5 protein-coding genes are annotated in these 8,422 nt (G+C 49.1%); all 5 read right to left on the bottom strand.

Going from position 1 to position 8,422, the window contains the following annotated elements:
- On the bottom strand, nt 1–3,253 hold a 3,253-nt coding region (locus JX312_RS05870), incomplete at its 3' end, for a C25 family cysteine peptidase (RefSeq protein WP_204457374.1).
- Nucleotides 3,250–3,825: a fumarylacetoacetate hydrolase family protein gene (locus tag JX312_RS05865; protein ID WP_204457373.1), complete on the bottom strand. Its 576-nt coding sequence runs from the start codon at nt 3,823–3,825 to the stop codon at nt 3,250–3,252. The genes JX312_RS05865 and JX312_RS05870, both read right to left, overlap by 4 nt.
- Nucleotides 3,826–3,860: 35 nt before the next feature.
- Nucleotides 3,861–4,508, bottom strand: a complete 648-nt coding sequence (locus JX312_RS05860) for a redox-sensing transcriptional repressor Rex (protein ID WP_204457372.1) — start codon at nt 4,506–4,508, stop codon at nt 3,861–3,863.
- Nucleotides 4,509–4,524: 16 nt separating this feature from the next.
- Nucleotides 4,525–7,908 (bottom strand): type IX secretion system sortase PorU, encoded by a 3,384-nt coding sequence (gene porU / locus JX312_RS05855; RefSeq protein WP_204457371.1) that lies wholly within the window; start codon nt 7,906–7,908, stop codon nt 4,525–4,527.
- A 44-nt stretch (nt 7,909–7,952) separates the two neighbouring features.
- On the bottom strand, nt 7,953–8,422 hold a 470-nt coding region (locus JX312_RS05850; protein WP_304504970.1), incomplete at its 5' end, for a glycoside hydrolase family 25 protein.

The raw sequence follows: 8,422 nt of genomic DNA, 5'->3' as shown, positions 1-8,422 counted from the left end.
CACGTACTCTAACACGATACAATCCCGGTGCGGCTCTTTTGCCTTGAATGTCGCGGCAATCCCAGAATATGGATCCGGTGTTTTCCCTGCTTTTCCATATCAGTTTGCCTTCGGAATCTATGATCTCATAATCAAGCGGTGCGGAGAATATGCCTTCGACAGTAATTTCTATTTCATCTGCCGCCGCTTTCGAAGAGAGTGTGACTGAAAGGGGAGCGGTGCGGGGAATCTTTTCGAATGTCGTTTCCGCAGAGGACTTGTTTCCCGCCAGATCCGATGCTAAAACCGAGCAGGTGTGCGTTCCGCAGGCAGTGCCGGAAATATCGATATATCCAAGGAATTGGCGGTCTGTCGCCCTTGTCTCGCAGTATGAGTCATAATTGATACTGATTCTTCTGCCGTCAAGAAGTGCCACGTTTGATCCGGCATCAAGAGACAGTGCCGTATCGTCTGTGATCGAGACGCTGATTTCATCTCGGCTGTTGTCATAGCTTATTTCTATCCGAGGAGGTTCCATGTCCCTCTCGCTTCCCTCCGCCGGTTGTCCGGTGATTGTGAGAAATGACTCGCCTCCGGCTCCAAGTTTCCGGGACTTGTCGTAGGCTCCCGCCACAAGTCTTGCATCCCTCCCTGTGAAAGTGAGAACTTTTTCAGGCACAGTCATTACGATTTCGAATCTGCCTCCTGTCACATCCGTTTCGAATGCCGCTATAAGCTCAGTGTCATAGGTTACGTCAAGAGTATAATATACAGTTGTTTCAACGCCGTTCGTGATCTTTACAGGAATGTTGCATGTGCCTGTCTCATAATCTTTTGAACGCAGTATGCGTGCTGGTTCCATCAGTTTCAGCACTATTTTGCCGTTGAACGAGTAATCCGGATTGCCGTTTTTATCACATATTGTTCCCGATACTTTTACCTNTTCACTTGCCGATACGGAATTCTGAACAGAGATGTCGATATTTCTCAATGGAGACGGAACCCGCAATGCGGGGTCTCCAGCAAGGATGAAAGTCATGGAATTTGACGATGACGTCCCCGATTTTGCATAGGCGTATATTTCACCTATGGTAGGAGAGATATCGGTATTCTCCGGAGCAAGCCAACCGGTGATGATTCTTTTCCCGAGATCATAATTCTGGTTAGACCAAGCTGTGCGTGTGCTCACAATTGCCCCCACCATTCCGCGGTCGGCATCGAGCACTATACTTTCTCCAAGACCGCGCGCCCTTATGTCGGGAACCGAGAAATCACATCCGCCCATATACATGAATCCCATATTATGGTTGGTGAGGGATGCCGCCTCGGAGGTCGTGAAAAATTTCTTGTCATTGCCGAGCATCACGCGTGCACCGTGACCGAACCATACGGTGAAATTTTTTCCGTTGTCAAGGGCGGAGACAAATCTGCGTCGGGCGTTTTCGTTGCCGTAGGCATCGACAGCGATTGTTGTGTGCGCGATACCTTCTGTTTTAGGATATTGCCGGATGTAATTCCCGAAATCTTCCGCCTGTTGCCCATGTGTGTGATTATCGTGGAGCCCGCCGATAGTCAGTGTCTCGTTCACTCTCCACGCCTGACTGTCATCTTCAAGATATTCTCCGATTTTACGGATTGCCTTCTCGCATTCCGATTCTGTCTCGCAGGAAAGCAGCCCGACGCCAACCTCCATCTTTTCGCGATACAACTGGGTTTCGTTTATGACATCCGCCATAATGCCATACAGGTCATAAGCCGGACTCGCATCGCGTCCCGGAGTCGCGTTCGGCTGCTGAGGCGCGATGATACGGTCAAATATCGTTTCTCCTGAAACGTGATGGCGTATATTGCGGTCGCTCGGACCGAGAAGCAGAATGTTCCGCAGTCTTGCAGCGGAGGAGTTGTAAAGCATTCTGGCAAAGGCTCTGTATGCCATCGGATCGGGGCACCCTCCTGAAAACTCGTTGTAAATCTCTTCAGGCGTGGCGACTGCAACTGTGATGCCGTCGTGTATGCGGTGCAGTTCCGCTATCTGTTCCGCATATGTCCTGAATCGCGGCACTGTGACAATGAGCAAGTCTGCCCCTGTCTGCCGAAGGGCGTGAAGGTTGTTGTTTGTTACCTCTTTCCAGCCTGTTATCTGTCTCTGTTGTCGGTCATTGTCGTAGACAATCAGTGACATCGCGTCTGAGGAGGCTTTTATGCCGATAGCCGAAGGGTTTTCAGAGAGTCTTCTTCCTCTTACGGCTTTTCGGGGAATCGTGATGTCAAGCACACTGTAGTTTTCAGGGAGTGGCAGACTGTAACTTTCGCCGGCTGTCACGGCAAAAGAATAATGTTCATATGCGTTTGCTGATATTCCTCCGGTTTCAGGGAGAATTTTAGGATATGACAATAGCCAGTAATCAAGGTTTATAAAATCGGCATTCGAATTTGTTGCGTTTATTCGGAGCGTGACACATTCCGAGGCTTTTACTTTATATTCTATTGAATTTGCGGATGCGGATGCCGGATATTCCCAGAATTTGTCTGTTCCGAAAGAGGAGAATGTAAAGCTGTAGGGTGATTCTGAATCTTTCAGCTCAATCCCTATTGTTCCATTAGATGACGGAGATGTGTAGACCCTGTATGCAAGGTGTGCTGTTCCTGATGTCATCAGCGGGGATGGGAGTGTCCAGCTTGACGGAGTTTCAGGGTTAAGAAGACTTTCGCCCCAGAAAAGTTGACCTGTATTGGTGGTGTTCAGCTGCAAGTCTTTTTCATGATAGACATATCCCCATCCCTGAAGCAATTCCTGAGTCATGCCTTCAGATTCCGACTCTGCGGCGAGACAAGGATCTTCGCAGTCGGAAAGAAAATAATATCCAGAGTTGGAATATATGTTCATTGCGTTGCGTCTGAACATTGGCGTCTTGCCGGTTTCAAAAACTATGTTTTCCACGCCTTGCGCATAGAAGTATAATGAATTGTTGTCATGTATTACTGCGATCTGCTCAATGTCATCGCTATAGGGGAGAGCTTCGGATGCATCTGTGAAGTTAATGGAATACACTCTCCCTCCTTTGCCCCATACTCCAACTTTATCGGGGTTCTTGAATCCCATTTCATTCAGCAGGGAATAGGGTATCTGATAAAGTCCGGAGACTCCGGTTTCTATTTTTACCCATTTGCCTTCGCTAAGTCGCGAGTCAGCTTTGAAAGCGTAGTTGCCCTTGGCGAGCATTCCTGTTGTGAAATAGAAGGAGAGCAGTATGGCAAACCATATGCGTTTCATCTGACTCTTATCTCAAGAATGTTTTTTGAATCGCAATCGGCTTTGATTTCCTGACCCGGAGCCAGAACAATACTTTCGCCAGCAAGAGGAATAAGGATAAGATCTCCGATCTTTAGCGTGTTGTCACGGCTTATCAAAGATATAATTCTGTCTATGTCAGATACAGACNGTTTGATTCCGCAGCATGATGTCCGGGACGGTGCAAATGTGGTCTCTTGAGACAAGATTTCTTCTATCGGNAGAAAATCGCCGACCATGCAGCATCTGTCGAAAGAGACAGCGCGATCCCATGGCAATCCTCTGCGTTTCAGATTGTCAAGCAGATTTGCGGCATGTGCGGTGACCGCTATTGTCGCTTCCGCGTAATAGCGATGGGCGAAACGTGGTGCTATGGATTTGCCGAGTCTTCCTATTTTTACCGCCAACGTGAATGAGGCTTTGAAAACGGTGTCGAAATCCGGTACGAAGAAGGGATTGTCGGTGCGTATTACGGTAGAGTCCGGAAGTGTGAACCAGTTTATCTCGTTATCAGGCATTTCGCCATCATATATGGTTAGGCGGAATATTTTCATGTCGTTTTGTATGTTGCTTGTGTACTGAATGAAAATCAGTTTCTGGAATGTCTTTCTTCAAGACGGTTGAAAATTAGCGCGAGATGTGCGTAGATTNATGTGTTCGCCATTACAACTCCCTCGGCAACCTTCACACGATAGGGGGAGAAATTCCATATAGCCTTGATTCCCGCTCCGATTGCAGTGTCGGCGCATTCCTGAGCAGACTGAGCCGGGACTGTCAGTATTCCTATAGAGGCGGGATTGCTCTCCATAACCTCATATATCCTGTCAAGATGATATATAGGCACTCCGAGATCCGTACGTGCGATGATGTCCGGGTTTACGTCAAAGCCCGCGACAATCTCCAGACCATAGTTCGAGAGTCCCGAATCGCGGATCAGTGCTTTGCCGAGACTTCCTGTGCCTATGACATAAGCCTTGTGGGAGCGTGTGAAACCGAGAAAATCCGACAACGCCTCGATCAGAGCGCCGACCTCGTATCCGATTCTTGTCTTGCCTCTGATATTGAGGAAGGAGAGGTCTTTGGCAATCTGAGACGCATCGACACTCAATGCCCTTGAAATCTGAGTCGAGCTTACGTTCTCGACCCCGTTGGCTTTCAGTATCTCTACATAAGCCAGATACCACGGCAGACGCCGCAGTGTAGGTTCCGGCAGTATGATGTTGTTTTCTTCGTTCATATCGTCTTTGCAATTTCTATTGTGCAGTCACTGCAAGTTTCTTTGTCTGTGAACTGTACATTCCGTCGGGAGTCTCCACAGTGGCGCGATAAAGGTATATTCCACGGGGAACACGTCTTCCTGCGTCATCCCTGAGATCCCATTGTGTCTGCATGCCGCCCTGCATGTCGCTGGTGACGGAGTTGTCTGCCAGCCAGACTCTTCTGCCTGACAATTCGAAAACTTCCAGACGGCATTTCATGCGGGTGTTGGGATGATCTACCGAAACAGAGAAGACAACACTTGTCGACGCCGGGTTGACATCTGTCGAGAGGTCTCGTATCGCCGGGTCTCTGACGGCGCCCACGCTGAACGACACAGTCTTTGACGATGCGTTGTTGGCATTGTCGTATACAGTGAGTTTCAGTGTATGCTCGCCCGAGGAGATGCCGCTAAGCGGGTAGGATATGTATCCTCCGAGCGGGTTTTCCGGATCGGGAGTGTAATATGAATATACGTCATCGAAAATGAGGTCTTTGTCAAGTGTGACCGACATCTTGTGTCCGATTCCCGAATCCGAGATGTTGATACCGGATTCATCGTAGAAAGAAGCGTGTACAACAGGATTGGCGTTTATCATCATCCCTTCCTTGAATTCGGGATAATTAAGGTAAAACGTCCTGATTTCAGGCCCCTCCGTGTCGGAGTCGCTGTCGTCACCGAATCCATATACATATAAAGATTCCGTGGAACCGTGCGCTTCCTTCCCCTCGTCGCTCCATGCGTAAGCGGAGATTCTTGCGGGAGAATAATTGTTGTCGGTCTCTGCGGGTGTGGTCAGAGAGACTTCCCATTCGCCTGCCGTGACTTTAGTTGATACTGTTGCAAGACGAGACTGACGGTCGTTGTATGTGGAGACAGTCCCCTCCGAACCGTTGCCCAATGTCTCCACGACTCTTTCGGCATCGAAGAGGTCGATCGTGACAGTGCCGTTGAAACCGGCGGCACGCGAGCCGTCGGCATTCGTGATGTAGCCTTTGACACTTGCTTTTTCGAGCGCTTTCAATTCAGGCATTTCTCCGGATTGCAGAATATCGGTTCCGTTTATGCTTTCCACCACAACACAACCGGCAGGTTTGGGTATTCGGATCGCCGGGTCGGACATCAGACAGTACCGGAGTTTGTTGGCGTTGTTATAACCGTTTTTAGCCCTGATGAACACGTCTCCGATACGAGTCGCTTCCCCGTCGGGTCCCGGAGTCAGCATCCATTGCGCCATGTTGAGGTTCAGCACACCGTTTTCCGATATGTAGACCGTGCGGCTGGGACATATCGCCCCGATGAATCCTGCTTCAGGATTCAGGACAAGCTTTTCCGCACCGCTTATGTTGTCTGCGTCCCAAGTGCCGAAAGAGCATGTCGCGCCGTAATAGAAAGTCAAGTTCGGATTGCTGAATGAGATTATGTCGTTCCATGTCAGCAGTTTCTCATGAGTCCACGAACTTGCCGAAGCGTGTCCCACATAATTGGTGTATATCACACCTTCGTTGAAAAGGCGCATCATCCTTTCCTTAGCCTGCGGGTATGTCAGACCGAGACTTGTCGATACAAGCGGGTATGCGTCAAGGTATAGTTTCTCGTAATGGTAATGCGGAGCATTGGCTTTAAGGCGCGTATAAACTTTTTCTGTCTGATCCAGATGTTCGCCGTTGTCCTGGTCATCCGCGATAAGCATCACCCGGTTGCGCCATGCGCCGTATCTCGGGTTCTTTATGTATTTCTCAAGTTTTGCCGCAACCTCGTTTGCCTCCTTTGCGCCGGTTACGGGAAGACGACCTACGGCGACATGCATCAAAGCGGCGTTGATGTTGAATGTGTTTTCGTCAGTATCGTCAAGCATGCCGATGATGTCATCTGTGGAATAGGCTGTGGGTTCGGTAAACCCTTCGGGAGACTGCCATAGTGGCAGAGGTCTGTATCCGGCATTGCGTATTCCGCTTGAGACCATTTTTGTGTCGTAAGATCCGCGTCCAAGAAGCAGACAGTATTTTATAGGTCTTGTCTCATTGCGATCATGCCACATTTTCAGCAATTTGCGGAATGCCCCCACATCGGGATGACCGCCGGAGAATTCGTTGTATATTTCCTCGGGCGTCAGTACCGTCACATTGAAGCCGTCGGCTTCCTCATGCAGCCTGGCTATTTTCTTTGCGGCTTCTGCATATTCAGAATATGCCACTATCAGCATGTCCGGGGAAGGCATGGAGTGTATGTCCTGATTGTTTACTCTCACGCTGCGGGTGACGGCACGCGAGATTGAAGACGGATCGAATGCCACATATTCCCTGTATCCCGGTTCGGGTGTGAAAAAGGCTTTGTCGCCTTCAAGAGAGAAAACTACCTCTTTTACTTCGCAAGGGTCGGTCACATCCCATATCAATGTATTCTGACCGCAGCCTGAGATCTCTACGGATTCACCGTCAAACCGGTCGTAGAAGTGAAGCTCGCCGGAAGTGAGACTCAGGGATTTGTCGTAGAAAACCTCGATATAATCAAGACGTGCTGTGAACAATGCGCCGGAATAGGAATAATCTATGCCGACGGTAAGTTTTTCATCTGTCTGTGTGAATGTCTTTGAAGTGAGGGTTGTTTTGATGAATTCGCTTGAACATCCGTCTATCTTGTCGGTGGAAGTCGCCGGAAGTCTCTCTCCATTGGCACTTATCAGCAAAGATGAGGAGCCGTTGGTCGTTTTTGCACCGAATGCCACACGCATGGTGGCTTGGTCGGAGACAATGCCCGGCAGAGTGAATGTGAAACGCTGTGATTTTTCGGAGCGAAAATCTTCACCGAGTAGGAGTCTGCCTTCCTGCGAAGGAGCCTGAATGTCTCGTTCGTGAAGGAGCCTGGCTGTAAAGACTGTGGCTATGTCGTTGCCTTTCACAGGAGACGCGGAAGCTTTCGCCAGTTCTTTGTTTTCCTGTTCGCGATCCGATATGAAATAGATGCTTTCAGCGCAGTACGGATTAAGAATATGAGAATACAACCCGTTCCCGTCTCTTGTCCAGGTCACATTGTCGGTTGCAAAAAACACAATCCCCTTCGGTGTGCGCACTGAAGGGAGAAGCGGAAGGTCATCGGGCATGTCTTCGGCAAGTGCGGCACGTACCATCCGCACGCCTGTGNCATATACGTTGACCGCATCGGGATTTGAGAACCCCATTGCCTTCAGGTCGGCATTTGAAACAAGATGCATGCCCGTAGAGCTCACCTTTATCTTCATCCAGCGTCCGGAAGAGAGTGCTGAATTTTGTGCATAATGCTGCGGATCAAGCGCAAGAGCCCTGCCTGTGCCTGCTGTTATCGACAATATGCCGAGTATAATGGCAGGAAGATTTATATGTGGGTAAAAACGTTTCAAAAAAGTCGGTATTTATTCTCTTTAAAAACGTTTGCCGGATTCTGTTATTGCCCGATTGATTCAAATTCTTCGCGGGTGCCGTTGAAGGCGTTGAGGTCCACGTCTCCCCTGATTCCATTGACTTTTCCATGGTGGTCGTATTGCCAATAGGTCCATTCCGCATCTATTGGATGTTCGGAAAAAGAACATATCCACAGCGGATATCCGGGAAAAGCTTCCATCAGATATTCTTCATATCCGGTCTTGTTGGTGTAGAATGTCACACGATGTCCTTTGAGATAGAGATATTCAGCCATTGTTACGAGGCGCTCCACAATTATATCACGGCTTATCCCTTCCGGATTCCCTTGTTTTTCGATGTCAATCGCGAGTCCGAGGTCAAGTTTCCGGTTGCCGACCGTCTCAAGAAAATTCATTGCCTGGTCCACTCCGTCTTTGTCGAACCTAAAAAAATGATAGGCGCCTGTCTTCATACCTGCCTTCTGTGCTTTGGCGTGGTTGGTGACAAAGTTCT

Origin of the sequence: Barnesiella sp. CU968, assembly GCF_905219685.1 — a bacterium.
Lineage (GTDB): Bacteria > Bacteroidota > Bacteroidia > Bacteroidales > Muribaculaceae > Lepagella > Lepagella muris_A.
This window is presented reverse-complemented; position numbering and strand designations above follow the sequence as displayed.